Source organism: Streptomyces lasalocidi, from assembly GCF_005280215.1.
GTDB lineage: Bacteria > Actinomycetota > Actinomycetes > Streptomycetales > Streptomycetaceae > Streptomyces > Streptomyces longwoodensis.
Genome location: NZ_SZNQ01000001.1, coordinates 7,210,761 through 7,236,263 on the forward strand (window position 1 = coordinate 7,210,761; position 25,503 = coordinate 7,236,263).

Here is a 25,503-nt window from a genome sequence, read left to right on the forward strand (position 1 = left end):
ATGTGATGCCGATCACAGTGGAATATTTCCAGGTGCAGAGTGCGCTTCCTGGCAAAGACGAGGGAAAAAGGGTTGCGGCGGGCCGGGAGGCCCGGCCCTCACGGCCGGGCCTCCCGGCCCGCACGACAGTGCTCAGCAGTCGCGGAACTCCGGTGACTGGTTGAGGATCTGCGCACGCACGGAGGTGAAGCGGGTGTGGGCCTCGCCGGCACGGTCCTCCGGGCGGAAGGCGGCCACGCGGTGGCAGTTCTGGAAGGCGAGGGCGATGTCGAAGTGCCGCTCCAGGGAGGCGCGGATCGCGTCGCTCGACAGGGCTCGAAGCAGCTGGCCGCGCTCCTGCTCCGAGGCCGACGGGGTCTGGTTGTCGGCGAACTCCGCCGCGTCGGAGCGTAGTTCGGCGGCCAGGCGGGCGATGAGGTCGTAGGCGTACGGCAGGGAGGTGCGGATCGTTTCCACGAAGTCCTGCTCCCGCACCTCGCCGTTCTCGGCCTCGGCGAGCAGCTGCGGGGATACGTCGAGTGACATGTAGGGCTGTCCTGTTCTGTCGTTCGGTTCTTGACGGGGGATCAGGCGAGCGTGGCCGCTGCCGCAGGGCCGTGCCTGAAGTCGGGATCGACCTGGGTGGCGAGGTCCTGCCCGGTGGCCTCGTCGGCCCAGGCGGTGGCGTTGCGCAGGTGGAACTCCACGGCGTGCCTCTGGAAGGCCGCCCAGTCCTTGGGGCGGGCGTCCACGGCCGTGCGCAGCCGGTCCAGGGTGTGGGCGTTGTGCGGCTCCAGCTCTCCCCGGCCGCGGCCCTGCTCCTGGGCCCGGACGTAGGGGGACAGCTCGCAGTGGGCGAGCAGGTCGTCGCCGACGTGCTCCTTGAGGAAGAGCAGGTCGTCCTCGCCGGTCACCTTGTTGCCGACGACGGCGACCGGGATGCCGAACTCGGCGGCGTGGTCGCGGTACTGGCGGTGGACGGAGACGCTCTTGAGGGTCGGTTCGACGACCAGGAACGTCATGTCGAAGCGGGTGAACAGGCCGGAGGCGAAGGCGTCGGCGCCGGCGGTCATGTCGACGACGACGTACTCACCGGGGCCGTCGACGAGGTGGTTCAGGTACAGCTCGACCGCACCGAGCTTGGAGTGGTAGCAGGCCACGCCCAGGTCGCTCCGACGGAAGGCGCCGGTCACCATGAGCGGTACGCCGTCGACCTCCTGGACGTGGCGCGTGTGGATCTCGTCGTCGCCGAGCAGGCGCAGCAGGCGGGAGCCATGTCCGGGCGGCGTCGTCTTGACCATGGCCTCGGGGGAAGGGATCCGGGGGTTCGTCCCGCGCAGGTAGTCCTTGATCTTGTGGGTGCGTGTGCTGAGCGGAGGTGCGGCGAACGGCTCGGTCTCGTGGAGGCCGAGGGCGGACGCCAGGTGTTGGTTGATGTCACCGTCGATCGCGAGGACCGGCGCACCCGAGCGTGCCAGGTGGCGGGTGAAGAGGGCGGACAGGGTCGTCTTGCCGCTGCCGCCCTTGCCGACGAAGGCCACGCGCATGGTCAGTGGCTCCTATTGAAAATGAATGTCATGAGCTTAGGTTGGGGGCGCGGAGGGGCGGTGTCAAATGCCGGCGCCTCAACGAGGGGATTTCTTGTCCGGGTTGGGCTGTACGAGGGATGTCTTTGGGTCGTACGGGGTGAAGGGGGAGAGGTTCCCGCCCCATGCGGCTGACCGGGACCCGGGCCGCCGCGACCGCCGACCACCTGGACGTCGGTCTCTTCGCGCACGCTGCGCTCCCCGACCGTCGGCGAAGACCGCTACCGCACCCCCGACCCCGCCACTGTCTGACACAGTGTCATCACTATGAGGAGTGAACCCCCCAGCGAGTCCGCCCCGACAGACGCCCCCACGCCGGCCCGCACCCTCGGATCAGGTCAGGCCCTCGCCCCGCTCACCGTCGGGGTCGAAGAAGAGTTCCTCCTGATCGAACCGCACAGCCGGGTCCTCAGCCCGCACGGCCCTCAGCTGGTGAGCGAAGCAGCCGGTGAACTCGGTGAGCGGGTGGGCACCGAGCTGACCGGTTACCAGGTCGAACTGCGCACCGACCCACACACCTGCCTGAAGGAAGCCGACGCCCAGATCCGCTCCACCAGAACGGCCGCCGCCCGCGCCGCCGCCCGCCTGGGCCTGCGCATCGCCTCCACCGGCACGCCCGTACCAAGCCAGACGACCCCCGTCCCGATCACCCCCGGCGCCCGCTACGCACGAAGCGCGGCCCACTTCCGCGCCCTGGACGACGAACAGACCGCGTGCGCCTGCCACATCCACGTCGGCCTGCCCGACCCCCGCGACGCCGTCCACGTCAGCAACCACCTGCGCCCCTGGCTGCCGACCCTGATCGCCTTGAGCGCGAACTCCCCGTTCGAAGGGGGCCGGGACACCGGATACGCCAGCTGGCGCACCATCACCTGGGGGCGTTGGCCCGTGGCCGGCCCGCCCCCCTACTTCGAATCACCCGCCCACTTCGACGACGTCGTCCACACCCTCCTCGAAACGGAGGCGCTCATCGACCGCGGCGGCCTGTACTGGGACATCCGTCCCTCCCACCACCTGCCCACCATCGAGATCCGCGTCGCCGACGCCGCCCTGACCCCGGACGACACCGTCCTGCTCGCCGCCGTCGTCCGCGCCCTGACCGCCACCGCCCTCACCGCTCTCCAGGCCGGAGAACCCGCCCCGCGCCCGGCACCGGAACTCCTGCGGGCTGCCTGCTGGCGCGCGGCACGCGACGGACTGGCCGGCCACGGCATCGACCCGCTCACCGGCCGCCTGGCACTGCAGACCGGGCTGGTGGAGCGGCTGCTGCACACCATCACCCCGGCACTGCGCCGGCACGAAGACCTCGACCTGGTGCGTGAGCAGTGGCAGCGCCTGCGCACCGAGGGAAACGGCGCCGACCGTCAGCGCGCTGCCTACCGGAACCGTTCCAGCACGCACGACGTCATCGACTACGTCATCTCCGCCACTTGCCCTTCGTGAGGGAGCAGCGATGACGGTTTCCGCGTGCGCTGGGGGCGCGGCCTCCTGGACGCGCGGCTGAAGGCGGCGGCGTGATGCACGAAAGGCGCCGACCGGAGTGGTCGGGGCCGCGAAGCAACCGCGGCTACGTGCTGCTCAAGTTGGAGACCGTCGAGGACGCCGCCTGGTTGTCCCAGCCAGAAGCCGCACGCCACCTGGGCGTCACGCTGCTCCGCGTCGCAGTGCTCATCGTCAACCGCCGTCTGATACCGGCGGAAAACCCAGCCGGTCATGCGGGGGTCACGACCGCCAGCGTCCAAGCCGAGAAGGCCTGGCGAGCGAACGCGACGAAGCGGGCGAAGCTCGCCCGTCTCCTGAAGGACACGGTGAGCTGGTTCTGATCGCTGATCCACAGCAGATGGCTCCGCGCGCAGCCCCTTCGGACGCCTACGCGACATCGGCCCTTCGGATCAAAATCCCGTCATCCTGCCACGGTCGGCACTGCTCCAGCTTGCTCGGCCGCGAGAAGCACAACGTCAACGGCGCCTGCACCTGGCAGTTGGCGAGCGGTCTCCAGGCATCGCTCGGTTCGGCAGGCAGAAGGCCCGCATGTCGTACGGCCAGCCGGCTGGTCCGGGTCTCACGACTGACTGCTCGTCAGACTGGGACCACGAGGGTCATGTCTCGGTGGTGTGCCCCCCGGTGTGGCTGAGTGCTCGCCCGCCTCACGCCCCCAGCGCCCGCGGCCGCCGTGTCCCTATAGCGTTTGGTAGGGACGCGATCCTGCCCCGACCGTTCCCCTGCCCTGCACCCGGATAGTCACGTCGGCGCGCGCGGCGCACCGGTAGGTCCCCCCATTCCCATGGTCTTGAGCCCCGTCGAGGCCTACGGCGAGGTTGCCCAAGGCGCAGGCTTCTCCGACATCCTCAGCCGTGCTGCTACACCCTCGGCGGCCTGATCGCTGCCGACCGCCTGCTTCGCGATGAGGCCGAACGAGCCCTGCGCGAGAGGCCTTTGCCGCCCGCCCGGGCCAGGATCAGCGCATCGAACAGACCATCCGCAGCAGCCTCGAGGCAGGACTGAAGAAGCTGCTCCACGCCACGAGGAGACGTCCACGGTCAGCATCGGTCGCGGGAACGACCACGTCATGCCGGTCTGAACGGTGCAAACGCCAGTCTGTTCCTTGGCTGCGCATGGAGCCGCAGGCGGCAGGTGAAGATCCGGTCGGATGGCGGACAACAGCTCCTCCGTTTTCGGCCGTTCGCTTCAGGGTTGACGAAGACTATTGTCCCTCGGGGAGGCTGCCTGGAACCAATTGACTATGTATTGCCCCTTGTTCCGACACTGAAGGGGAGGGGCGCATTCCAGCTCGTGTGTGATCGGGTTCGGTGGGAACAGCACGGATTTTTGTGCGAATTGTGTGACAGCGTGTGCGGGCCCGGTGACCGCTGGGGTTGCCGTGGTCTGACTTCCTACGGGGGGAAGCATGCATACGCGTGCCTCCGGCACGTCGCTTCGACGCGCCCGGAAACGACCGAGCTCGGCTGTGACGATGGCGGCGGTGACCGCGGCCGCGCTGGCCGCGGCCTTCCTGCCGGCCGCGACTGCGGCCGCAGACGACGGCAAGCCCGTCTCGGCGTGGGGCAAGGACAGTCCCCACTTCACGATGCCGGCGGTGAAGGTGGGACCGAACCGGCCGGTGAAGTCCGAGCCGTCGAAGAACCCGACGGACGAGGTGTACGTACCGTGGCTCCGCGAGCAGCGGGCGCACGCCAAGAACACCGTATCCGGCAAGGCGGCGAAGCCGGCCGGCGTAGCCGCGAACGCGTCGGTGCTGAACGTGGTGCCGGAGGGGCAGGGCAACGTCCCCTGGCACCGCTACACGAGCTTTGCCATCACCGACGCGCTCACCGCGAAGATCGACTACTCGACCGGCAACCTGATGCTGACGGCGACCGACTTCGACGTCGCCGGCGTCGGCCAAAACCTGCAACTGGCCCGCACCTACAACTCGCTGGACGCCCCGTTCGGCCGCGTCTCGCAGCGCTGGTGGCAGCAGTACGAGCGTTACCTGTCCGTCTCCAGCACCGAGGTCATCTTCTACGACGCCTCCGGCGCGACGGTCCGCTTCAAGAAGAACAGCGACGGCTCCTTCACCACCCCCAAGGGCTACTCGCAGGACCTGAAGAAGAACTCCGACGGCACCTACACCCTGACGAAGTGGAAGTCGGGCGCGAAGGAGACCTACAACGCCAGCGGGACGCTGACGAAGGTCACCGACCGCAACCACGGCACCATCACCGTCACCCAGAACACCGGCGGCGGCTTCAAGCTCACCGAATCCCGCTCGGGCCGCTTCATCGACCTGAACAAGGTCAGCGCCACCCTGTGGCAGGCCAAGGACAACAGCGGCCGCACCGCCACTTACGGCGTGGACGCGGCCGGCAACCTCGCCTCCACTACGGACACCGAGGGCAAGACCGTCGCTTTCGGCTACGACGACTGGGGTCGCATCAACAAGATCACCACCGCCGAGGGCCGGGTCACGGTCTTCACCTACGACGACGCGAACCGCCTCACCTCCATGCTGCGCGCCACGGGCTTCAACAGCACCGGTGACACCGGTCCGACCTGGACCTACGCCTACACCAGCGACTCCGCGACGGCGGCTGGCACCACCACCGCCACCGACCCCGAGTCCCACGCCACGAAGTACGCGCACGACGGCGACGGGCAGGTTTCCGAGGTGACTGACGCGCTCGGCCACAAGCGGTCCACCAAGTTCGACGCCAACCACAACATCGACACCGCCACCGACGCGATGGGCTCGGGCACCACCCCCGGCAACGCCACCGACTACGGCTTCAACACCCGCAACAACCTCGAGACCGTCACCCTGCCCACGGGCGGAACGACCGTCAACCACTGGCAGACCACCGCCGGCGGCAACGACGTCCCCTCCGACTCCACCAACCCCGACGGTGAGAAGACGCAGTTCACCTACGACACCGCCGGCAACACGACGTCGGTGGCGCAGACCGGCACCGGCGGCGGCAACGTCTCCTACACCTACAACCCGTCCTCGGTGACGTGTGGCGGCTTCGAGGGCCAGCGCTGCACCCAGAAGACGAAGATGACCTCCACGAGGACGGTCACCACCGACTTCCATTACGACGCCAAGGGCAACCTCGACACCGTTACCCCGCCGACGCCCCTGGCCAAGACCACCTACACCTACGACGCGCTCGGTCGCACCGAGACCGTCACGGACGGTCGTGGCATGAAGACCGTCTACGTCTACGACAACCGTGACCGCATCAAGACCGTCTCGTCGACCAACGACACGGTCCGCTACTGGTACGACGGCGACGGCAACCTCACCCAGCGCTCGGACGGCACCGGCACCATTAAGTACGCCTTCGACCCGCTGCAGCGCGAAACGATCCGCACCCTCCAGGACGGCTCGCAGACCCTGCTCGCCTATACGGCCGCCGGCAACGTCGACTACTACGCCGACCCCGCCGGAACCACCGACTACACCTGGAACGAGGTCAACAAGCTCAAGCAGCTCAAGGACCCCCAGGGCAAGATCACGACGTACACGTACAACAACAACGACGTCCGCACCAGCATCACCTACCCTGGCGGCACTGTGCAGACGGTCGCCGTCGACAAGTCCAGCCGCCCCGAAACCATCAAGACCACCTCAGCCCAGGGCATGCTGGTTAACCTCGCCTACACCTACGGCTACGGCACCGGTGGCGCGACGGACGGCAGCAAGATACGCACCTCTACCGACAAAGTCAGCGGACTGAAGCGGACGTACAGCTACGACGGGGCGGGCCGCTTCTCCTACGCCAAGGAGGAGAAGTCCGGCAGCATCGCCGACTCCTGGCAATACTGCTACGACCTCGCCGGTAACCTCACCTCGCAGGGCGCCGACCCCGGCTGCCCCCGCGGCACCACCTACACCTACAACGACGCCCAGCAGCTCACCAGCAAGTCCTCCACCACCGGCGCCTGGTCCTACGACGCCATCGGCAACGAGACCGCCGCAGCCTCCACCGACGACTACGTCCGCACCGGCGAGAAGTGGACCGATTACTCGCAGATGTCGTCGATCACCGTCAACGGCAAAACGTACGACGGGCAGTACGGTTCCACCGACCAGAGCGAACGCATCAAGCTCGGCGACACGCTCTTCCACAACGGTCCCCTCGGTCTGTCCGCCAAGACCACCGCGGGCGTGGACATGGGATTCAACCGGGAGCCCGGGGGCACCTTGAACTCCATGACGAGTGGGGGCAAGTCGTACTACTACCTCACCGACGCGATCGGCTCGGTGATCGGCCTGGTGGACGTCGACGGCAACAAGGTCGACACCTACACCTACAGCCCCCGCGGGGTGCGCATCCTGGCCCAGTCGTCCGAACCGGTGGCCCAGCCCTACCGCTTCGCCGGCGGCTACCAGGACCCCACCGGCCTCTACCACTATGGCGCCCGCTACTACGACGCCAACATTGGCCGCTTTACCCAGCCCGACCCCTCCGGCCAGGAACAGAATCCCTACCTCTACGCCGAAGGCGACCCGGTCAACCGCATCGACCCCATGGGCACGCTGTCTCTCGGGGATGTTGGTGAGGCACTCACCCCACTGGGCGACATAAAGACGGCCATGGAGTTCGGTGGGGCACTCAAGAACCATCAATGGGGGAAGGCTGCCGGAATCAGTTTCGGATGGGCTTTCGGGAACGCCGTCGGCACGGCGTGCACGGCGGGCGCCACCATTCTCGGCGGTCCGGTAGTGGGTGCTGCCGCGTCGGTTCCGTGCTCTGTGGCGGGTGACATGGCAGGCAACTTCGCAGAAGAAAAAACGACGGACGCATGGTCGTAATCAGATAGGGCGATCCGAGGGGGTGGCACATCTCGGCCACCCCCTCGGATCACTCGTAAGCAGGAGGTGAAAGGTTAGATGTGGCAGATAGCAGAAGGCGTCGGCAAAGGATCCTGGGCACCAGAGGGGTGGAGGGGTCCCCTATTTTTCGGTTCCTTGGTCATAGTGGTAATCATGATCGTGGTCGCGCGTTGGCGAAGGAAAAAGTGAGGCGTGATAGTGGCCGACGAAACCAAGGTGATGGTGAAGATACTTGCTTACGTCCTTCTCGGATGCGCATGCATCATGGCTCTTTCGGTCATCGTCATGCTTTTCGCGGGAGCGAACTTCATATTTATTGACATAGCTCCTCTTGTTGCTGCAGGATGCGGCCTGCTTTTGCTGCGGCTTTCGAAATCCCGTCGCTGAGCGTGTCCCGAATCTATCTGCGAGCCGCCTACGGCGCAGAACCTCTCTTGCAGCGCAGACAACGCCTGAGCCAGGACCACCGTGACAGTGGACACCGCCGTCCGCGCAAGAGGCTTGCCGTCGTGCCGACTCCGCGGGCGGCCGGCGAGAGGCGCGAGATCGGATCGGTCGGCTTCCGCCATGCGTGTGGGCTCGGGCCGGTCCGGCTACCCCTTGAGCCCGTAGAAGCGGATGGGCGAGTTCGGCTCGAAGCCGATCCTCGGGTACACGGGTGCGCCCGCCGCCGTCGCGTGCAGGGTCGCGCGGGTCAGGCCAGTGACCCTGGCGCCCTCGTAGAGGGCCTTGCGGGTCACCGCCTCCCCGTAGCCGCGGCGTTCGCAGTCCGGGTCGGTGGCGACCAGGGCGACGAAGAGGCGTCCGTCGGCCTCCACCGTGGCGGCGCAGGTGACGGGGACGCCGTCGCGCAGTCCCAGGTAGGCGTGGACGTCGCTCTTCCACAGCGTGGAGCCGGCCAGGCCGTCGCGGCCGTCCTCCAGAGGGAAGCCGTAGGCACGTGAGTTGAGGTCGGCGTAGGCCCGCAGCAGCTCGTCGTCGGTGACGCGCTTGAACGTCAGCTCGTCGTGGGCCGGTTCGGCCAGGGACGGCAGGTCGGCCGCCATGCCGGTGCCGGGGAAGGCGTATGCGAGCCCTGCCGCGTCGGCGGCCTCGTCGAGCCGGGCACGGGCCTTCTCGTCGAGGAGGTCCTCGAAGACCCACAGGAAGCCGGGCCGCCGCTTGGTGCGCATCACCTCCGCCGCCTCGCCGAGCCGCTGCTTCACCAGTCCGGCGTCCGCGCCGACGTCGGTCAGCGTGAGGCAGTTCCAGAACGCGAACCGGCAGTCGGCCCAGCGCACCGCGATCCCCGGGAGGTCGCGGACGTCGGCCCCCGGGTCACGGTCGAGCACCATGGTCCGCCAGACCAGGGCGAGTTGTTCCATCGATTCGACCGAGTCCGCGTGTCGGTGCATGGAACCCCCGAGGTCGTCGAAAGCGCGTCGCACGGACAGTACATGCCGTTCACCGCCCGGTGGGCCGCACGGGGGCGCGTACCGGCCAGGGCGCCAATCGGGGCGGCGGCGCGGCCTGGGATCACGCTCGACGCGGACTCCGTGTCCCTGCACCGCGGGGACAGCGGCGATTTCACCAGCGGTGACCCGGTCAGCAACCAGGCCTACTTCCCTACGGCCGAGGGCGACGGTCCACGCGCAGCGAAAGGTTGCTCATTTCGCATGACCACGGTGCGCTTCGGGCACGGCCCGCAGGCCAAGATCGAAGTACTGACCGTGGTGGAGGCCGACCCGCCCCGGCGGTTCGCCTTCCGCTGGGTCGTCGACGACGGGGAGAGCGCAGCTCCCGGCAACTCGCTGCTGGTGACCTTCGAACTCGTTCCCGCCGGCACCGGCACGCTGCTGCGGTTCACCGAAACGGGCTTCCGCGAACGAGGCTGGGAGGCCGCCACGCTCGAGGAGGCATACCAGGACCACGTCCGCGGCTGGGACCACTTACTGCCCCGGCTCGTCGACTACGCGGCCAAGGCGGCGACGCGATGAGCGGCGCCGCCGTCGACGACGAGCTGTGGTCGGCGGTCGGGGACCCGACGCGCCGGCGGATGCTGGACCTGCTGCTCACCGGGAACGGCGGAACGGCGACCACCCTCAGCGAGCACCTCCCCGTGACCCGCCAGGCGGTGGCCAAACACCTCGGCGTGCTCGGCCGGGTAGGACTCGTCCACGCCACGCCCTCGGGACGCGAGCGTCGCTACGGGGTGGACGAAGCGCAACTCGCCCGCGCAGTCGAGCAGTTGTCCTCGGTCGGAGCGGCATGGGATGCGCGACTGCAGCGCATCAGGCGGATCGCGGAGACGATCCAGCGCGAGCAGGGCTGACCGGGGCGGGCCGGACCAGCCGCGTCACGGTCGCGAGCGCCCGCTCGGGCGGACGGTCGCGGTCAGGCGCTCAGCGCGACCCGGGCCACATGCCGCAGCTCCTTCGTGCTCGCACCGTCCCGCGCCTGCTGCGACATGCCCTGGTCCCGGAGCCCGACAGTGCGTCAGCTTCGCTCGAGGTCTTCGGGATCGACGAACAGACCGCCGCCGAGCAGCCCTCGCAGTGAAACCCGCTCGCCCTGGTCGCCTCTTTGACGAGATCATTGGGCATGGAGTTCCTCTGCTACCACCGTGACCGGCCCGCCTCCCTGCCACTGCGCCGCGAGCTGGGGGAAGAGCATTGGCGCTACATGGACCAGTACGCGGAGGAGATGATCGCCCGGGGCCCGACCTTCGCCGACGACGGCGACACACCTACCGGAAGCGTGCACATCCTCGGCCTGCCCGATCCCGCCGCTGCCCGTGCGTTCGCCTTCGACGAGCCGAACTACCAGGCCGGTGTCTACCGGGACGTGCTGCTTCGGCGGTGGCGCAACGTGCTGGGGCGCACCATGTGGGACTTCCCTGGCGGCCGCAGCGGCGGCAAACGGTACCTGGTGCTCGGCCTCGGCGCGGGGCAGGCCGCCGACCTCACGGTGCCACCTGACCGGGACGAGCTGATCGCCTACGGGCCGTTGCTGTCCGACGACGGCGCCGCCTGGCTGGGCACGGCGGCGCTGGTCCGGGCGCCGGACCCGGCAGCGGCACGCGCCATTTTGACCGCGGAGCGCTACGCCGACATCGAGGTGCACAACTGGCAGTTCGGCGGGCGTCCGTCATAGAGCGCGTCGCGGGAGGACTCATGGGCCGGCTACGGCTCCGGCGGGCAGCAGCTCGCGGATGATGGCGTGAGCGACGATCGTAGGGCCCTCGGTGATCAGCAGTTCGGTTCCGAGGTGGAGGTGCGGTCTGGCCAAGTCGGGGACGAGGAAACCGATGTTGACGAGGGCCGAGCCGTCCGGCTGGGCGCCTATGTGTTGTAGCAGGATGCTGAGCAGAGCCGTCTGAGAGCCAGGGAACATGGCCGTCGCCGCGTACACCGGTGCGGTCGGAGGGCCCGAGCTGCGGCCCCCCAGCGATTCGGGTAGCCAGCGGATCCCCGCCACGGCCAACGGATCCTTGAGCCCGATCACCAGCTCAGGCTATCCGGTGCGGTCCTTGTCGGGGTGCCGCTTCACAGGGGCGGCCACGTCGGGACACGGCAGCGCGCCGCTGATGGCAGGGGAACCGACCCGTACAGGCCAGCAGCCCCCACCGCCGACTGGACTCGATCGAGGATTGGATCGAGAACGACGGGAACACAGAAGTCATGACGAACTCCGATGATGAAGCGCAGACGACCCACGCACCGGGATCCCAGCCGAGCGTCCGACCGGGCTCCGACGAGCCGCAGACGATCACGGCGCCGACACCGCCCGTCGCATGGAACAGTGGCGCTCCGGACCGAGCCGACCTGGCCGCCGAAGAGGACGAGTCGGAAGGGCCCCGCACTCGCGAAGGCTCGGACACCACGCCCCAGAGCGACTGAGCCCCAGGGTCGGGAACTGCCAGGGCCGGCAGGCCATGTCGTAGACCGTGGCGGGCGCCCCGCGCCGGGCTCAACCGCTCCTCGATGAGCGGCTCGACCAGTTCCCACCGGCAGCCGACAAGTCGGCAACCGAGCGCGGTGAGGCCGGACGGGAGCCATGGAGCGGCCCCGTCCGGCCCTTGCGCCCGCAGCCCCAGGGGGTGTCAGGAGGCGACGAAGCGGGCGATCGCGCCCAGCACGACCGTGTCCGTCAGGTAGCCGATGTGGGTCTGGCACGGCACGTTGTTGTTCACGGCGCCGTCGAGGCGGGTGCTGGTGTACGGCAGGATGATGCCGTCGCACGCCGAGTACCAGGTGGCGTACCTGGTGTCGCCGGGTGTCTCGTCGCCCGCCGTGATCTGGGCGATGAAGGACGAGCCGGGGTACATCTGCTGGCAGGTGGTGTAGATCAGGCAGGCGCCGGCGTAGGTGGTGCCGTGGTTGGCGCCGGCGATGGAGGCCAGGTGGCTGACGCTGGTGTTGCCACCCAGCACCTTCAGGTAGTACTGGCTGACCAGGCCGCCCATGGAGTGGTTGACGATGGCCACCTTGTTGGCGCCGGTCCGCGCCTTGACGTTGTTGACGAAGGCGGCCAGGCCCTGCGCGTTCGTGACGTTGTTGCCGTACGAGTTGTACTCGTAGGCGAACAGGTTGGAGCTGGACCAGCCGCTGGCCCGGAAGACGCTCATGGCGGTGACCCAGTTGGAGGCGTTGCCGGTGTAGCCGTGCACGAAGACGACCGGTGTGCTCGTGGCGAGGGTCTGAGCGGTCGCACCGGCGGTCCGGGCGACCGGAGCGGGGGCGGGGTCGGCGGCGGCGTTCGGCGCGGAGGAGAACAGGGTGAGCGCGACCGTGGAGGCGGCGAGAAGGCCGAGAAGCCGACGTGGGGAACGACGACGCATGGGTGCTCCTGAGGGGAGTGAGACGTGGGGTGTCTGTCTCGGCCAGCGTCGTGGCGGGGAGCGCGGCCGCCATCAGCAGAATCACCAGTGTCCGCAGTGACACCGCATCAGCGGATGAGCGGATGGGCAGATGGCGCGGCTCGGGTGACCCGTTGCCGACCGGCCATCGAGTCACCGGTGCGGGGCCGGTGAGCGTGTCCGGCGGGAGCGGTCGTCGTTAGGTCGAGCATGATCAAGAAAATCGCCTGCCTCTCCGTCGCGGCCGCCGCCCTCCTCGCCGCCGCTCCCGCTGCTCAGGCGGCCCCGCTTCCCCGTCCGTCCGCCGGGGCTCCGGGAGTGTCCTTCCTCAACGACCTGCTGGGTGCGCTGGAGATCGGCCACCCGGCCGGCTCGCCGAAGACCTTGCTCCCCACGGGGCTCCTCGGAAAGTGAACGGATGACGTGAGCCGGCCGCAGCGTCACCAGGACGATCGCGGCCGGACAACTCCCGCACTGTGACAGAGCTCCCCGAGCCGACGTCACTCCGCCCGCGCCTTGTCGTACTGGCCCCGGCAGCCAACGAACCAGCTGGCTTCCGGGTGCGCGGGTCACCCCGTTGTCGCCGGTGGGTTCACGGCGTCAGGCGGGGCAGGGTCCGTGGTGGGCGGCCCGGTGCGGACCGTGGGCTGGTCCCCCCTAGGACCGAACAGGTGCAGGATCTCCACGGCGCTCGCGTCCGCGGGGCCGAACCAGTGGGGTTCGGTGGTGTCGAACTCGGCCACTTCGCCGGGCCGCAGCGTGAAGTCCCGCGCCCCGAGGACGAGGCGCAGCCGGCCGGCGAGGACGTAGAGCCATTCGTAGCCCTCGTGGGTGACCAGTTCCGGCTCGCGGTGCGCCAACACCTGCTTGAAGACCTGCACCCGGCCCGGGTACTGCGTCAGGGGCACCAGGACGCTGCCGCGCCCCTTGTGCACGGGCCGCAGGTGCACCCGAGGGTCACCGCTGGCCGGTGCCGCCACCAGTTGGTCGAGCGCGACGTGGTGCGCCCGTGCCAGCGGGATGAGCAGATCGAGCGTCGGACGGCGCCTGCCCGACTCCACCCGTGACAGCGTGCTGACGGAGATCCCGGTCGCGGCGGCGAGTGCCTCGAGCGTGAGTCCCCGGTCCCGGCGCAGCCTGCGCAGCCTGGGCCCGATGCCGTCGAGGATCTGCTCCAGCTCCGCGTCCCCGGCTCCTGTGCTCATGCCTCCATTTTGCAGTGTCCGCAAAAGTGCTGGGCCGTGGCCAGGGCGCGGCCGGAGCCTTGCCGGGCATGGTTCCCGGACAGCAGAGGCAGACATGACCGCGACGACACACCCTGTTCCCTCCCCGCTCAGTGCGCGCAGACGCTGGACGGTCCTGGCCGTCTGCTGCCTGAGCATGTTCCTGGTCGGGCTGGACACGACCATCGTCAACGTGGGCCTGCCGGCCATCGGACACGGTGTGCGGGTCGGTACCCGCGGACTGGAATGGATCGTGGACGCCTACACCCTCGTCCTGGCCAGTTGTCTGATCTCCGCCGGCGCCCTGGCGGACCGCTTCGGACGCCGCCGGGTGTTCCAGTGCGGACTGGCCCTCTTCGGCACCGCCTCACTGCTCTGCGCCCTCGCCCCGTCGGCCGGCCTGCTCATCACGGCTCGTGCCGTGCAGGGCATCGGCGCCTCGATGCTCAGCCCGGTGGCACTCGCGATCGTGGTGAACGCGATGACCGACCCGAAGGAACGGGCGCAGGCGATCGGCATCTGGGCGTCGGTGTTCGGACTGAGCATGGCCGCCGGACCCGTCACGGGCGGCGCTCTGCTCCACTGGCTCGACTGGCGGGCGCTGTTCTGGGTCAACACCCCGGTCATCGCGGCCACCCTGCTGCTCAGCGCGGTGTTCGTGCCGGAGTCCCGGGCACCGCGGAACCGGCGGCTCGACCTGCCCGGACAGGTCCTGCTGACCGTGGTCCTCACCGCCGTGGTCGGCATGCTGATCGAAGGACCCCGCATCGGCTGGACATCGCCAGTGGCGCTGGCGGGATGCGCGGGGGCCGCTGCGGCGACAGCCGTGTTCGTGCGGGTGGAGTCCCGCCGGGCTGAGCCGCTCATGGACCTGCGGCTCTTCAAGCGCCCGGCCTTCAGCGGTGCCGTCGTGGGCGCGGTGGCCGTGTTCGTCGCCCTGAACATGACGCTGCTGCTGAACACCCTCTACCTGCAGCACACCCGGCAATGGACGCCGCTCGCCGCCGGCCTGGCGGCCTTGCCCCTGGCCGTCGGAGCGACCGTCTGCGCCCCCTTGTCCGGCCGCATGGTCGGCAGCACGGGACCGCGACTGCCGCTGCTCCTGGGCGGCGCCTTCATCGCGGCCGGCGCCCTCTGCCTGGTCGGGCTCACCCCGCACACGAGCGTGCTCCTGCTGCTGGCCGCCTACCTGCTCATCGGCATCGGGTTCGGCTTCGCCAACGCTCCGATCACCAACACCGCGGTCAACGGACTGCCGCCCGCCCGCGCCGGCGTGGCCGGAGCGATCACCTCCACCGCGAGGCAACTCGGCGCCGCCCTCGGCATCGCCCTCGCCGGCGGGCTGGTCACGGCCGTCACCCCGGCGGGGCTCGCCCACGCGTCCCGCCCCGGCTGGGCCCTGGTCGCCGCCTGCGGCGGACTGCTCCTCCTCCTGGCCCGCACAGCACGGCCGAAGGAATCCCTCCCGAGCCCTGCCTCCCCGCAGGCGCGGCAGCCCGCCTGACCCACCGCACCCCATCTCCCCCTGCTCGGAGGGTGGGTGAGCATCCCTGCGAGCCGTCGGGGTCGGCCTCCCCTGGTGCCTCCACCGCCGCACGCCGGCGTCTCCGCATCCCAGGACGGCATCTCATGCTGACCACGTCCCTGCACGTCAGGGCGGGTGGGACAGGTGCGTCGTCGCGGATGGGACCGGGGTTGTTGCGGTGGTCTCCCGGCGTCTTCGAAGCTGTGGGTGTCGCACCGGCCGGGTCGATCCGAGGACCCCGTAGCGGGCCGGTGACGACGTCCGTCCCGAGCCCATGTACCGGGTCCCGAGCCCATGTACCGGGCATCCCCATGCCCGCAGGGCCCGGATGACCGACGGCCTCGATGCACCACGACACGAAGGAAGTCACCCCATGAGCAGCAGCACCCACGCCCGCCGTCGTCCGGGCCGCCGCGCGGCCGTCGCCGCAGGGCTCCTCCTGGCGATCGGGCTCGGCGTATCGGGACAGGTGACGGCACAGGCCGCCTCCGCTCCCGCGACCACCCCCGTCCGCGCCTCCGCCGCGGGGCGGTCGGTGACCGGCTACAACGGCGACGTGGTGACCCGGATCGCCGACTTCTACGGCGCGTACGTCGACGCCAAGGACGACGGGGCCGGCCCGGGCTCCGCGCTGGCGAAGGCCCTGCGCGCGCACTACCTCACCCCCGCCTTCGCCAAGCGGCTCGCGGCCTGGGAGCGGACGAACGGGGTGGACGGCGTCCTGCGCGGCCACAACACGCCCGTGGAGTGGACGGTGACCGAGGGCACCACCGGTCTCGACGCCGTCGTCACCCTCACCTATGGCGGCGGCGAGTCCCCGACGACGACCACCAGGCTCGTCGTGGAGCAGGCGGCGGCCGGCGGCATCACCGGCATCCGCGTCACCGGCGCCGCCCGCGCGCAGGCGCCCGCCGCGGCGCGGTCGGTCAGCGGCAGGACGGGCGACTCGGTGACCCGGGTCGCCGACTTCTACGGCGCGTACGTCGACGCCGAGGACGCCCCCGCGGGCCCTGACTCCGCGCTGGCGAAGGCCCTGCGCGCGCACTACCTCACCCCGGCCTGCGCCGAGCGGCTGGCGGCCTGGGAGCGCACCAACGGGGTGGACGGCGTCCTGCGCGCCCGGAACGTGCCCGTGGACTGGACGGTGACCGAGGGCGCCCGCACCGGCGAGGTCGCCGTCACCCACGCCTTCGGCGGCGGGGAGTCGCCGACGGTGACGACCCGTCTGGTGGTCGTGCTGGAGCCGACGTCCGGGGATGTCACCGACATCCGCCGCGCCGTGGGCGCCCGCTGACGGTACGGATGCCCCGTCGGGCCCCCTTCCGGCTGCGTCCGGGGGCGGGCCCGGCGGTGTCCCTCCGTCAGTCGGCGGTGGCGTTCGTGTTCGCGGCGGGGATCGGGACCCAGCGGCCGGGGCGGTGGGAGACGCGGTCGTACCGGTAGCCCGGCAGCCCCGTGGAACTGGTGCTGTGGAACGGGCGGCCGTGGTCGTCGATGCGGACCGTGCCGGTGCGGCCCTGGGAGGACCAGGTGAGATCCAGGTACCAGTCGCAGGTGCAGGACTCGGTGCGCGCGGACACCATCAGGACCTCGGGGTCCTGCAGGGACACCCGGTAGGGGAAGCCGATCGCCGGGACCGGCGTGCCCGCCCCGTCGTCGCCGGGCATCGAACGGGCCACCGGCTGGTACGCGTCGAGGTTCACGGAGAAGAAGCGGGGGATGATGCCGGCGCCGCAGCCGTCACTCAGCGAGTAGAGGGTGCCCCGGCCGGCGGCGGGGGTGGTCCGGCTGCTGACGCGCACGTGCAGCGCCTCCAGGACGACGGCCGCGGAGCCGCGTCCCTGCACGGTGATCCGCACACCGGTCGTTCCCGCGTGCACCGCCCGCTGGGAGGTGGCCCACGCGGCGATGTCCTCGGGGTGGGGCGGCGGCGGGACCTTCCTCGGCGGCTGGGCGACGACGTAGTCCTCGCCGCAGTTGGTGAGCCCGGGGGTGTGGTCGTCGGCGGTCCAGGTGAGGGGGGCGGGGGCGGCGGCCCTGGCCCGGTGCGGCGCGGGGTGTGCGCCCGGTGCGGGCAGGTGACCGGCGGTGGACGCCGTGAGCCCGAGGAGCGCGGCAACGAGGGAGAGGGCGAGGGCGACGGACCGGACGGGGGAGCGGCGGGGCCGCGGCCGGTGCCGGGGGCGGGGCCGGGGCCGTCGGTCGGGGACGGCCGCGGGGGAGGGGCGCCCGAGATCGGCGACGACCGCGGGGGCGGGACGCGCGAGGTCGGCGACGACCGCTGGACCGCTGTCGTCGCCCGAAGGAACCGTCCGCCCCTCCGGCGGACGGGGTTGTCGCCGGGCCGCGTCGGCCACGACCCACCGGCGGTGCAGCTCGGTGCGTTCCTCGACCGACGCACCGCACAGCACGGCGAACCGCTCGACACCGGCGAAGTCCTGCGGGACCGCTTCTCCGGTGCAGTAGCGGTGCAGGGTGGAAGCGTGCATGTCGAGCCGCCGCGCCAGCGCCGCGTAGCTGCGGTCGGTGCGCTCCTTGAGCCGTCTGAGCAGCAACGCGAACTCCGCCACCCCATCGTGAACTGCAGCCATGTGCTCCGTACTCGTATCCGTCCATCGGCCCGCGGGCCCGTCCCGAGGGAGCGCAGCGGTCCGGCGCCCCCTCATGTGCACGTCCGCGGGCCGGGGACGGTTCCACGGCCCAGGCCGCCGCCGGCGGAGCGTTCCGGACGGCGACCACGACCAAGGGCCCTTGCCGGGGGCGTTGACTTCGCCCCCGGGCGGTTCTACGGTCGGCGCGCGCCGAGGTTCGGTGACTCGTGCCGTGTTCGACATGAGGAACAACCGGCCGCCGACCCCTGCGTCGACGTCCCGGCTCCCGAACGGCCCGTCCCGTCGGCTCCGGTGCGCCGGCGGGACGGGCTCCGCTCAGACGCCGAGCTGCCGGGCCGCCGCGGTCACCGTCTGCTCCAGCAGCGTGGCGATGGTCATCGGACCGACACCGCCGGGCACCGGCGTGATCAGCGAAGCGCGCTCCACGGCAGAGTCGAAGTCCACGTCGCCGACGTTGCCCGCGTTGTAGCCGGCGTCGACCACGACCGCTCCCGGCTTGAGGTCCTGCCCCCGGATCAGCCGCGGACGGCCCACGGCGGCGACCACGATGTCCGCCTCCCGCACCGCCGCCGACAGGTCCGCCGTGCGCGAGTGGCAGTACGTCACCGTGGCGTCCCGGGCGAGCAGCAGCATCCCGGCGGGCTTGCCGAGGATCGCGCTGCGGCCGACCACCACGGCCCGCTTGCCGGCCGGGTCGACGCCGTACGCGTCGAGCAGCCGCATGATCCCGCCGGGCGTGCACGAGACGAAGCCCGGCAGGCCGAAACTCATCGTGGCGAACGACGCGAAGGTCACGCCGTCGACGTCCTTCTCGGGCGCGATCGCCTCGAACGCCGCCCGCTCGTCGATGTGGTGGCCCATCGGGTGCTGGAGCAGGATGCCGTGCACGGCGGGGTCGGCGGACAGCGCGCGCAGCGTGCCGACCAGGTCCCCGGTGGTCGTGTCGGCGGGCAGCGCCACGTGCCGGGAGGCGATGCCGGCGGTGCGGCAGCGGTTCTGCTTCATCCGGACGTACGTCACGGAGGCCGGGTCCTCCCCGACCAGCACGGTCGCCAGACAGGGCGTCGTACCGGTGCGTGCGGTGAGGTCGGCGCTCCTCCGGGCGGTCTCCTCGACGATGCGCCGGGCGAGCGCGGTGCCGTCCATGAGCCGGGCCTGCGACATGGGTGTCCTCCTGGGCCGATCGGTCGGTGTCGCCCAGGCGCACGGCATGTCGGTGTGGACGGGCCGCTCCCCGGTGGTGCTCCACCTCAGCGCCAGTCACGGCCCGCCCCCAGCGTAACCGAGGGCCCCCGCCCCCCTCCGGCCGGACCGGGAGCGGTGCCCCCGCGGGAGTGCGGACCGGCCGGGCGGTGGCCCGGGACCGGCCCGCGGGTGCCGTCACTCGTCCCAGGCCTGGATCATGACCTGGTCGACGATCTTGCCGTCGCGCAGCGTGATCATCGACTCGGAGAGCACGCGGACGCCGTCCGGGTACTCACAGGACTCGCAGTAGGCGGCGTGGTCGCCCTGCACGACGCACTGGTCCAGCTTGTGCGTCATGTCCCGGCTGTAGACGTCGTCGAGCATCTCGGCGATCGCGGCCCGGCCCCGCACCACCTTGGGGTGGCTGGGCTGGGCGGTGTGGTCGACGATGCGCAGCTCGGCGTCGTCCGCGTAGAGCGAGAGAAGGGTGTTGCCGGTGTTGCCCTCCAGTCCCCGCCGCAGGGTGTCGGCGTCGAAGCCGGAGCCGGTCGCGGTGTCCATGGTGACCTCCTCGGAGGGCCGCGGACCGAGGGGATCGGGCCGTGCGGCCCTCACCTTCGAGCGTCCTCCGCCCCGCACGACCCGGCAAGCCCTCGGTCGGTCCTGCGCCTCACGGGTGAGCGGCGCCCCGTGGCCGTGTCCCCGGGGCGCCCGGGGGCGTTGCTGAGGGCATGATCTCCACTCGACGCATCGTCGCCGCCGCCTGTCTCGCCGTCGGGGTCACGGGTCTCGCCGCGCCCATGGCGAACGCGGCCGACGCCAAAGACTCGGGTCGGCTGAGCCCGCTGACCCTCCTCGACTCGCTCGCCGCGAGCGAGCTCCCCGCGGAGCAGCAGGGCGCGCTGCCCCCGGTCTCCAGCCAGGTGAACGAGCTCAACAAGGTGAAGCAGCTGCGGCGGCTGCAGGAACCGGTGGACCAAGTCGCCGGCCTGGTCGCCCCCCTCACCGGCCTGTTGCCGTCCGTGCACGCCTGAGCACCGCACCGCCGCCCGAGGGGGCCGCCCGCACACCGGGCGGCCCCCTCGGCGTGTCCGGCCCCGGCGAGGTAGGGAACACCACCGGCCCGCCCCCGCGGCACGACCGTCCCAGGGGACGACCGCCCCACGGCACGACCGCCCCACGGCACGACCGCCCACGGCACGACCGCCCCACGGCACGACCGCCCCGCGGCGTGATCCGGTGCGTCCGGTGATCCGTTGCGTCTAGGGTCGGAGCCGGATGTCGAACCACGACGACCGCGACGAAAGGGGCAGCACCATGGCGCAGGAAGTGCGCGGCGTGATCGCACCGGGCAAGGACGAGCCGGTACGGGTGGAGACGATCGTCGTACCCGACCCGGGGCCCGGCGAGGCCGTCGTCCGTGTGCAGGCGTGCGGGGTCTGCCACACCGACCTGCACTACAAGCAGGGCGGCATCAACGACGAGTTCCCGTTCCTGCTCGGGCACGAGGCGGCCGGCGTCGTGGAGTCGGTCGGCGACGGCGTCGGCGATCTCGCGCCCGGTGACTTCGTGATCCTCAACTGGCGTGCGGTGTGCGGCCAGTGCCGCGCCTGTCTGCGCGGCCGCCCGTGGTACTGCTTCGACACCCACAACGCCCGGCAGCGGATGACCCTCGCCTCGACCGGCCAGGAACTGGCCCCCGCGCTGGGCATCGGCGCCTTCGCCGAGAAGACGCTGGTCGCGGCCGGGCAGTGCACCAAGGTCGACCCGTCCGTCTCCCCGGCGGTCGCCGGCCTGCTGGGCTGCGGAGTGATGGCCGGCATCGGCGCGGCGATCAACACCGGCGGCGTCGGCCGCGGCGACTCGGTCGCCGTCATCGGCTGCGGAGGGGTCGGCGACGCGGCGATCGCCGGGTCCCGGCTGGCGGGCGCCGCGAAGATCATCGCCGTGGACATCGACGACCGCAAGCTGGACAAGGCCCGCACCCTGGGCGCCACCCACACCGTCAACTCCCGGGAGAACGACCCCGTCGAGGCGATCCGCGAGCTGACGGGCGGCTTCGGCGCCGACGTCGTCATCGAGGCGGTGGGCCGGCCGGAGACCTACCGGCAGGCGTTCTACGCCCGTGACCTCGCCGGCACCGTCGTGCTGGTCGGCGTGCCCACCCCCGAGATGAAGCTGGAACTGCCGCTGCTGGACGTCTTCGGACGCGGCGGCGCGCTGAAGTCCTCCTGGTACGGCGACTGCCTGCCCTCGCGGGACTTCCCCATGCTGATCGACCTGCACCTCCAGGGGCGCCTGCCGCTGGACGCGTTCGTCACCGAGACGATCCAACTGGACGAGGTGGAGAAGGCGTTCGAGCGGATGCACCACGGCGACGTGCTGCGCTCGGTGGTGGTGCTGTGATGGCCGCCCGCATCGAACGCCTCGTCACCTCCGGGCAGTTCAGCCTCGACGGCGGCACCTGGGACGTCGACAACAACGTCTGGCTGGTCGGCGACGACCACGAGGTGGTCGTCATCGACGCCGCCCACGACGCGCAGGCCATCGCCGAGGCCGTCGGCGAGCGGCGCCTCACCGCGATCGTGTGCACCCACGCCCACAACGACCACGTCAACGCCGCCCCCGCCCTCGCCGACCTGACCGGCGCGACGATCTGGCTGCACCCCGACGACCTGCCGCTGTGGAGGCTGACCCACCCCGACCGCGACCCCGACGCGCACCTGGCCGACGGCCAGGTCATCGAGGCGGCCGGCGCCGACCTGACCGTGCTGCACACCCCCGGGCACGCGCCCGGCGCGGTCTGCCTCCACGACCCCGGACTCGCTGCCCTGTTCACCGGCGACACCCTGTTCCAGGGCGGCCCCGGCGCCACCGGGCGGTCGTACTCCCACTTCCCGACGATCATCACCTCGATCCGCGACCGGCTGCTCACCCTGCCGCCCGACACGAAGGTCCTCACCGGGCACGGGGACACCACCACGATCGGCGCCGAGGCCCCGCACCTCCAGGAGTGGATCGACAAGGGGCACTGACCCCGGCCGGGTGTCCCCGCCCCGCCCCGCAGGGGTCTTCCGGAGGATCCCGCCGAAAAGACGACAGAGGATGTCCGGCTTCCCCGGCACGCTGTGGGGCGACGGTACGCACGAGGGACACGGGAGGCCGGACATGCCGGAGTCGTTGCGGGGCAGGGTCGCGCTGGTGGCGGGCGCGACACGCGGGGCGGGCCGCGGGATCGCGGTGGAACTCGGCGCGGCGGGCGCCACCGTCTACGTCACCGGACGCAGCACCCGCGCCCACCGCTCCGAGTACGACCGCCCCGAGACCATCGAGGACACCGCCGACCTGGTCACCGGGGCCGGCGGCGAGGGGATCGCCGTCCCCACCGACCACCTCGACCCCGCCCAGGTCCGCACGCTGGTGGACCGGATCGCCGACGAGCGGGGCCGCCTCGACGTCCTCGTCAACGACGTCTGGGGCGGCGAGCACCTCTTCGCCTTCGACACCCCCCTGTGGGAACACGACCTCGACGACGGGCTGCGCCTGCTGCGGCTCGCGGTCGAGACCCACGCCGTCACCAGCCACCACGCCCTGCCCCTGCTGCTGCGGCACCCCGGCGGCCTGGTCGTCGAGATGACCGACGGGACCGCGGAGTACAACCGCGACCGCTACCGCAACTCCTTCTTCTACGACCTCGCCAAGGCGTCCGTGCTGCGCATGGCCTTCGCCCTCGGCCACGAACTCGGCCCGCGCGGCGCCACGGCCCTCGCCCTCACCCCGGGCTGGCTGCGCTCGGAGATGATGCTCGACGCGTTCGGGGTGCGGGAGGACAACTGGCGCGACGCGCTGGGGGAGGTCCCGCACTTCGCCATCTCGGAGACGCCACGCTACGTCGGCCGGGCGGTCGCCGCACTGGCCGCCGACCCGGACGTGGCCCGCTTCAACGGCCGGTCCCTGTCCAGCGGCGGCCTAGCCCGGGAGTACGGCTTCACGGACCTCGACGGCAGCCGCCCCGACGCGTGGCGGTACCTGGTGGAGGTGCAGGACGCGGGCAAGCCGGCGGACGCGACGGGTTACCGCTGAACCGGTCCCGCCGGGCCGGTCGGGACCTACCGTCTCAGCCATGACACACGCACAGCGCTTCGAAGGCCACGCAGTCCTCGTCAGCGGCGCCGCCCGCGGGATCGGCCGGGCCGTCGCCCGCCGGCTCGCCGAGGAGGGGGCACGGGTGCTGGTGACCGACGTCGACCTGCCCGCGGCCCGGCGGACCGCCGCCGCGCTGCACCAGGAGGGGCTCGCCGCGGCCGGGTACGCCTGCGACGTCACGGACCGCGCCTCCGTCGAGGCGGCCGTCGCCCACACCGTGGCCACCTTCGGCGCCCTCGACGTCCTGGTGAACAACGCCTACGGCTGCACTCCCGACGCCCCGCTCTTCGAGGACGAACCCGACGAGGCGTGGGCCCACGACCTGGACCTCACCCTGACCGGGGCCTACCGGTGCAGCCGGGCCGCGCTGCCCCACCTGGCGGCCGGCGGACGCGGCGCCATCGTGAACATCGGCTCGGTCAACGGCCTGCAGGACTTCGGCAACCACGCCTACAGCGCCGCCAAGGCCGGCCTCGGCTCGCTCACCCGCACGCTCGCCGGGCACGCGGCCGCCCGGGGCGTGCGGGTCAACATGGTCGTCCCCGGCACGGTCCGCACCACCGCGTGGGAGGGCCGTGACGACGAGCTGGAGGAGATCCGGACGCTGTACCCGCTCGGTCGGGTGGGAGAGCCGGAGGACATCGCCGCCGCCGTCGCGTTCCTCGCCTCCCGCGACGCCGCCTGGATCACCGGCACCTCGGTCGTCGTCGACGGCGGCATCACCGCGGTCAACACCGGCTTCCGGCGGGCGACCGGCCGCACCGAGGAGGACTGATCCGGAGGCGGACCGAGGCCCGGCGTCACGACGCCGGTCCGCGTACGTGACGACCGTCACGGCCGAACTTCACTGTTTCGTCACAGCTCCCACCCTGCTACAACCCAAGGGCGCGTGATCGTGTCTAGTTCATCGAGAGCGGCGCACACGACGCACACCACACACGGGGCCAGGGAGAGGGCGGACATGGGGGACATACGCAGACGAGGGGTGGTCGCCCTGGGGATGACGGCGCTGGTGGCGCCGCTCACCCTCGCACTGGGCGCGGGACCGGCGCAGGCGGCGGGCAGCTGCACCACGCAGGCCGGGCCGTACCAGAAGCAGGTGGAGAAGTTCCTCGGCCGGCCGGTCGACGGGAAGCAGTCCACCACCGACTGCCGGGCCATCCAGGCCTTCCAGAACAAGCACGGCATCACCCCGAACATCGGCTACGCCGGGCCCGTCACCTGGGGCGTGATGGACCTGATGAACAAGCAGAAGGCGGTCGGGAGCAACCCGAACAAGGACCACAAGTGCCCTACGAACAAGGGCCGGATCGCCTGCGTGAACCTCACGCTGCAGATCAGCTGGATCCAGGACGGCAGCCGGCTCGTCTACGGGCCGGTCCCGGTGCGCACCGGGCGTGACGGCTACGAGACCCGCACCGGCCTGAAGAAGATCTACTGGAAGCACATCAACCACGTCTCCACGATCTACAACGTGCCGATGCCGTACAGCCAGTTCTTCGACGGCGGGCAGGCCTTCCACTCGGTCGGCGTCAGCATGTGGAACCCGCCGGGGTCGCACGGCTGCGTCAACATGACCACCGCGACGGCCAAGAAGTACTGGTCGCTGCTGAAGACCGGCGACGACGTCTTCGTCTACGGCCGCAAGCCGGGCACCTGACCGGCGCGGCGGGACGTGGCGCGTGACACACGCGGACCGGGCGGCTCCCCAGGGGGCCGCCCGGTCGTCGTGGTGCGGGCGTTCGCGCAGGCCACGGCGGACTCCCGGCCGGATGCGGGCAGTTCCGCGGGCCTGTTTCCGGCGAGATGGACGTGATCAGTGACACGGTCCGATTTGCCCGGAATATCGCGTATTAACTCACGCGGCCTTCACCTTGGACACCGTAAGATTCACAGCATGTCCACCAGTGTTGAACCCGTTTCCGAGCGATCGGCCGCGGAGGTCAACGAGGAGATCCGGGCGTTGTGGCTCCGGTCGGGCGGGACACTGAGCGTCGAGCAGCGCGCGGAGTACCAGCGCCTCGTCCTGGAGTGGGCCGCCGTGGCCCAGCAGCGGGCCGACGCGGCCTGACC

General features: G+C 70.9%; 26 protein-coding genes and 1 riboswitch. Of the genes, 17 read left to right on the forward strand and 9 right to left on the reverse strand.

Annotated features, from left to right (window positions below):
- Positions 1 to 132: 132 nt before the first annotated feature.
- Positions 133 to 525: an SCO5389 family protein gene (locus tag E4U91_RS32620; RefSeq protein ID WP_137310141.1), complete on the reverse strand. Its 393-nt coding sequence runs from the start codon at positions 523 to 525 to the stop codon at positions 133 to 135.
- 41 nt (positions 526 to 566) lie between these two features.
- Positions 567 to 1,526 (reverse strand): ATP-binding protein, encoded by a 960-nt coding sequence (locus E4U91_RS32625; RefSeq protein ID WP_137310142.1) that lies wholly within the window; start codon positions 1,524 to 1,526, stop codon positions 567 to 569.
- Positions 1,527 to 1,832: 306 nt separating this feature from the next.
- Here E4U91_RS32625 and E4U91_RS32630 point away from each other — a divergent pair, with 306 nt between their 5' ends.
- From E4U91_RS32630 to E4U91_RS32645, 4 genes are all read left to right on the forward strand, one after another.
- The gene (locus tag E4U91_RS32630; protein WP_137310143.1) at positions 1,833 to 3,008 is read left to right on the forward strand and encodes a carboxylate-amine ligase; all 1,176 of its coding nucleotides are present in this window, start codon (positions 1,833 to 1,835) and stop codon (positions 3,006 to 3,008) included.
- Between the two features lie 128 nt (positions 3,009 to 3,136).
- Entirely contained in the window at positions 3,137 to 3,388 is a 252-nt protein-coding gene (locus E4U91_RS32635; protein WP_241678760.1) for a DNA-binding protein, read from the forward strand.
- 1,151 nt (positions 3,389 to 4,539) lie between these two features.
- Positions 4,540 to 7,881: an RHS repeat-associated core domain-containing protein gene (locus E4U91_RS32640; protein ID WP_241678761.1), complete on the forward strand. Its 3,342-nt coding sequence runs from the start codon at positions 4,540 to 4,542 to the stop codon at positions 7,879 to 7,881.
- 219 nt (positions 7,882 to 8,100) lie between these two features.
- Entirely contained in the window at positions 8,101 to 8,289 is a 189-nt protein-coding gene (locus E4U91_RS32645; RefSeq protein WP_137310144.1) for a hypothetical protein, read from the forward strand.
- 206 nt (positions 8,290 to 8,495) lie between these two features.
- On the opposite strand, the gene E4U91_RS32650 is transcribed toward E4U91_RS32645, so the two are convergent.
- On the reverse strand, positions 8,496 to 9,296 hold the full coding sequence (locus E4U91_RS32650; protein ID WP_137310145.1) for a GNAT family N-acetyltransferase: 801 nt from the start codon (positions 9,294 to 9,296) through the stop codon (positions 8,496 to 8,498).
- Between the two features lie 42 nt (positions 9,297 to 9,338).
- On the opposite strand from E4U91_RS32650, the gene E4U91_RS39675 reads away from it, so the two are divergent.
- The 3 genes from E4U91_RS39675 (at position 9,339) to E4U91_RS32665 (ending at position 11,034) form a co-directional block, all read left to right on the forward strand.
- Positions 9,339 to 9,878, forward strand: coding sequence for an SRPBCC domain-containing protein (locus E4U91_RS39675; protein ID WP_137310146.1), 540 nt, complete (start codon positions 9,339 to 9,341; stop codon positions 9,876 to 9,878).
- Positions 9,875 to 10,213, forward strand: coding sequence for an ArsR/SmtB family transcription factor (locus tag E4U91_RS32660; protein ID WP_137310147.1), 339 nt, complete (start codon positions 9,875 to 9,877; stop codon positions 10,211 to 10,213). The genes E4U91_RS39675 and E4U91_RS32660 overlap by 4 nt, the downstream gene beginning before the upstream one ends.
- A gap of 269 nt (positions 10,214 to 10,482) precedes the next feature.
- Positions 10,483 to 11,034 (forward strand): YciI family protein, encoded by a 552-nt coding sequence (locus E4U91_RS32665; RefSeq protein WP_137310148.1) that lies wholly within the window; start codon positions 10,483 to 10,485, stop codon positions 11,032 to 11,034.
- Positions 11,035 to 11,052: 18 nt separating this feature from the next.
- Here the strand turns inward: E4U91_RS32665 and E4U91_RS32670 are convergent, their stop codons facing one another.
- Positions 11,053 to 11,385, reverse strand: coding sequence for a hypothetical protein (locus E4U91_RS32670; protein ID WP_206666915.1), 333 nt, complete (start codon positions 11,383 to 11,385; stop codon positions 11,053 to 11,055).
- Positions 11,386 to 11,983: 598 nt separating this feature from the next.
- Positions 11,984 to 12,721: an esterase/lipase family protein gene (locus E4U91_RS32675; protein ID WP_137310150.1), complete on the reverse strand. Its 738-nt coding sequence runs from the start codon at positions 12,719 to 12,721 to the stop codon at positions 11,984 to 11,986.
- Positions 12,722 to 12,949: 228 nt separating this feature from the next.
- On the opposite strand from E4U91_RS32675, the gene E4U91_RS32680 reads away from it, so the two are divergent.
- A complete protein-coding gene (locus E4U91_RS32680) occupies positions 12,950 to 13,153 on the forward strand; it encodes a hypothetical protein (protein WP_137310151.1) in 204 nt (67 codons plus the stop codon).
- Positions 13,154 to 13,308: 155 nt separating this feature from the next.
- Here E4U91_RS32680 and E4U91_RS32685 read toward each other — a convergent pair whose 3' ends face one another.
- Positions 13,309 to 13,944: an XRE family transcriptional regulator gene (locus tag E4U91_RS32685; RefSeq protein WP_137310152.1), complete on the reverse strand. Its 636-nt coding sequence runs from the start codon at positions 13,942 to 13,944 to the stop codon at positions 13,309 to 13,311.
- A 94-nt stretch (positions 13,945 to 14,038) separates the two neighbouring features.
- Between E4U91_RS32685 and E4U91_RS32690 the strand changes: the two genes are divergently transcribed.
- Together E4U91_RS32690 and E4U91_RS32695 are read left to right on the forward strand one after the other, a co-directional pair.
- Positions 14,039 to 15,466 carry an MFS transporter gene (locus E4U91_RS32690; protein ID WP_137310153.1) on the forward strand — a complete coding sequence of 476 codons (1,428 nt, stop codon included), beginning with the start codon at positions 14,039 to 14,041 and terminating at the stop codon, positions 15,464 to 15,466.
- 394 nt (positions 15,467 to 15,860) lie between these two features.
- On the forward strand, positions 15,861 to 16,781 hold the full coding sequence (locus tag E4U91_RS32695; protein ID WP_174867891.1) for a hypothetical protein: 921 nt from the start codon (positions 15,861 to 15,863) through the stop codon (positions 16,779 to 16,781).
- Positions 16,782 to 16,848: 67 nt separating this feature from the next.
- On the opposite strand, the gene E4U91_RS32700 is transcribed toward E4U91_RS32695, so the two are convergent.
- The 3 genes from E4U91_RS32700 to E4U91_RS32710 form a co-directional block, all read right to left on the reverse strand.
- Entirely contained in the window at positions 16,849 to 18,078 is a 1,230-nt protein-coding gene (locus tag E4U91_RS32700) for a helix-turn-helix domain-containing protein (protein WP_137310155.1), read from the reverse strand.
- Positions 18,079 to 18,414: 336 nt separating this feature from the next.
- Positions 18,415 to 19,263 carry a bifunctional 5,10-methylenetetrahydrofolate dehydrogenase/5,10-methenyltetrahydrofolate cyclohydrolase gene (locus E4U91_RS32705; RefSeq protein ID WP_137310156.1) on the reverse strand — a complete coding sequence of 283 codons (849 nt, stop codon included), beginning with the start codon at positions 19,261 to 19,263 and terminating at the stop codon, positions 18,415 to 18,417.
- A gap of 24 nt (positions 19,264 to 19,287) precedes the next feature.
- Positions 19,288 to 19,373, reverse strand: a riboswitch (ZMP/ZTP riboswitch).
- Positions 19,374 to 19,479: 106 nt separating this feature from the next.
- Entirely contained in the window at positions 19,480 to 19,845 is a 366-nt protein-coding gene (locus tag E4U91_RS32710) for a nuclear transport factor 2 family protein (RefSeq protein WP_137310157.1), read from the reverse strand.
- 170 nt (positions 19,846 to 20,015) lie between these two features.
- On the opposite strand from E4U91_RS32710, the gene E4U91_RS32715 reads away from it, so the two are divergent.
- From E4U91_RS32715 to E4U91_RS38265, 7 genes are all read left to right on the forward strand, one after another.
- Positions 20,016 to 20,318: a hypothetical protein gene (locus tag E4U91_RS32715; RefSeq protein WP_137310158.1), complete on the forward strand. Its 303-nt coding sequence runs from the start codon at positions 20,016 to 20,018 to the stop codon at positions 20,316 to 20,318.
- 283 nt (positions 20,319 to 20,601) lie between these two features.
- Positions 20,602 to 21,690, forward strand: a complete 1,089-nt coding sequence (locus E4U91_RS32720) for an S-(hydroxymethyl)mycothiol dehydrogenase (protein ID WP_137311118.1) — start codon at positions 20,602 to 20,604, stop codon at positions 21,688 to 21,690.
- Positions 21,690 to 22,319 carry an MBL fold metallo-hydrolase gene (locus E4U91_RS32725; protein WP_137310159.1) on the forward strand — a complete coding sequence of 210 codons (630 nt, stop codon included), beginning with the start codon at positions 21,690 to 21,692 and terminating at the stop codon, positions 22,317 to 22,319. The genes E4U91_RS32720 and E4U91_RS32725 overlap by 1 nt, the downstream gene beginning before the upstream one ends.
- 133 nt (positions 22,320 to 22,452) lie before the next feature.
- Positions 22,453 to 23,367: an SDR family oxidoreductase gene (locus E4U91_RS32730; protein ID WP_137310160.1), complete on the forward strand. Its 915-nt coding sequence runs from the start codon at positions 22,453 to 22,455 to the stop codon at positions 23,365 to 23,367.
- A gap of 40 nt (positions 23,368 to 23,407) precedes the next feature.
- Positions 23,408 to 24,205 (forward strand): SDR family NAD(P)-dependent oxidoreductase, encoded by a 798-nt coding sequence (locus E4U91_RS32735; protein ID WP_137310161.1) that lies wholly within the window; start codon positions 23,408 to 23,410, stop codon positions 24,203 to 24,205.
- Positions 24,206 to 24,391: 186 nt separating this feature from the next.
- Entirely contained in the window at positions 24,392 to 25,090 is a 699-nt protein-coding gene (locus E4U91_RS32740) for a L,D-transpeptidase family protein (protein WP_137310162.1), read from the forward strand.
- Positions 25,091 to 25,327: 237 nt separating this feature from the next.
- Positions 25,328 to 25,501, forward strand: a complete 174-nt coding sequence (locus E4U91_RS38265; protein ID WP_168218209.1) for a hypothetical protein — start codon at positions 25,328 to 25,330, stop codon at positions 25,499 to 25,501.
- Positions 25,502 to 25,503 lie beyond the last annotated feature (2 nt).

Bases quoted from the DNA above. Each gene is read 5' to 3' on its own strand.
- E4U91_RS32620 (WP_137310141.1), bottom strand. From the start codon at position 525: ATGTCACTCGACGTATCCCCGCAGCTGCTCGCCGAGGCCGAGAACGGC.
- E4U91_RS32625 (WP_137310142.1), bottom strand. From the start codon at position 1,526: ATGCGCGTGGCCTTCGTCGGCAAGGGCGGCAGCGGCAAGACGACCCTG.
- E4U91_RS32630 (WP_137310143.1), top strand. From the start codon at position 1,833: ATGAGGAGTGAACCCCCCAGCGAGTCCGCCCCGACAGACGCCCCCACG.
- E4U91_RS32640 (WP_241678761.1), top strand. From the start codon at position 4,540: ATGGCGGCGGTGACCGCGGCCGCGCTGGCCGCGGCCTTCCTGCCGGCC.
- E4U91_RS32650 (WP_137310145.1), bottom strand. From the start codon at position 9,296: ATGCACCGACACGCGGACTCGGTCGAATCGATGGAACAACTCGCCCTG.
- E4U91_RS39675 (WP_137310146.1), top strand. From the start codon at position 9,339: ATGCCGTTCACCGCCCGGTGGGCCGCACGGGGGCGCGTACCGGCCAGG.
- E4U91_RS32660 (WP_137310147.1), top strand. From the start codon at position 9,875: ATGAGCGGCGCCGCCGTCGACGACGAGCTGTGGTCGGCGGTCGGGGAC.
- E4U91_RS32665 (WP_137310148.1), top strand. From the start codon at position 10,483: ATGGAGTTCCTCTGCTACCACCGTGACCGGCCCGCCTCCCTGCCACTG.
- E4U91_RS32675 (WP_137310150.1), bottom strand. From the start codon at position 12,721: ATGCGTCGTCGTTCCCCACGTCGGCTTCTCGGCCTTCTCGCCGCCTCC.
- E4U91_RS32680 (WP_137310151.1), top strand. From the start codon at position 12,950: ATGATCAAGAAAATCGCCTGCCTCTCCGTCGCGGCCGCCGCCCTCCTC.
- E4U91_RS32685 (WP_137310152.1), bottom strand. From the start codon at position 13,944: ATGAGCACAGGAGCCGGGGACGCGGAGCTGGAGCAGATCCTCGACGGC.
- E4U91_RS32690 (WP_137310153.1), top strand. From the start codon at position 14,039: ATGACCGCGACGACACACCCTGTTCCCTCCCCGCTCAGTGCGCGCAGA.
- E4U91_RS32695 (WP_174867891.1), top strand. From the start codon at position 15,861: ATGAGCAGCAGCACCCACGCCCGCCGTCGTCCGGGCCGCCGCGCGGCC.
- E4U91_RS32700 (WP_137310155.1), bottom strand. From the start codon at position 18,078: ATGGCTGCAGTTCACGATGGGGTGGCGGAGTTCGCGTTGCTGCTCAGA.
- E4U91_RS32705 (WP_137310156.1), bottom strand. From the start codon at position 19,263: ATGTCGCAGGCCCGGCTCATGGACGGCACCGCGCTCGCCCGGCGCATC.
- E4U91_RS32710 (WP_137310157.1), bottom strand. From the start codon at position 19,845: ATGGACACCGCGACCGGCTCCGGCTTCGACGCCGACACCCTGCGGCGG.
- E4U91_RS32715 (WP_137310158.1), top strand. From the start codon at position 20,016: ATGATCTCCACTCGACGCATCGTCGCCGCCGCCTGTCTCGCCGTCGGG.
- E4U91_RS32720 (WP_137311118.1), top strand. From the start codon at position 20,602: ATGGCGCAGGAAGTGCGCGGCGTGATCGCACCGGGCAAGGACGAGCCG.
- E4U91_RS32725 (WP_137310159.1), top strand. From the start codon at position 21,690: ATGGCCGCCCGCATCGAACGCCTCGTCACCTCCGGGCAGTTCAGCCTC.
- E4U91_RS32730 (WP_137310160.1), top strand. From the start codon at position 22,453: ATGCCGGAGTCGTTGCGGGGCAGGGTCGCGCTGGTGGCGGGCGCGACA.
- E4U91_RS32735 (WP_137310161.1), top strand. From the start codon at position 23,408: ATGACACACGCACAGCGCTTCGAAGGCCACGCAGTCCTCGTCAGCGGC.
- E4U91_RS32740 (WP_137310162.1), top strand. From the start codon at position 24,392: ATGGGGGACATACGCAGACGAGGGGTGGTCGCCCTGGGGATGACGGCG.
- E4U91_RS38265 (WP_168218209.1), top strand. From the start codon at position 25,328: ATGTCCACCAGTGTTGAACCCGTTTCCGAGCGATCGGCCGCGGAGGTC.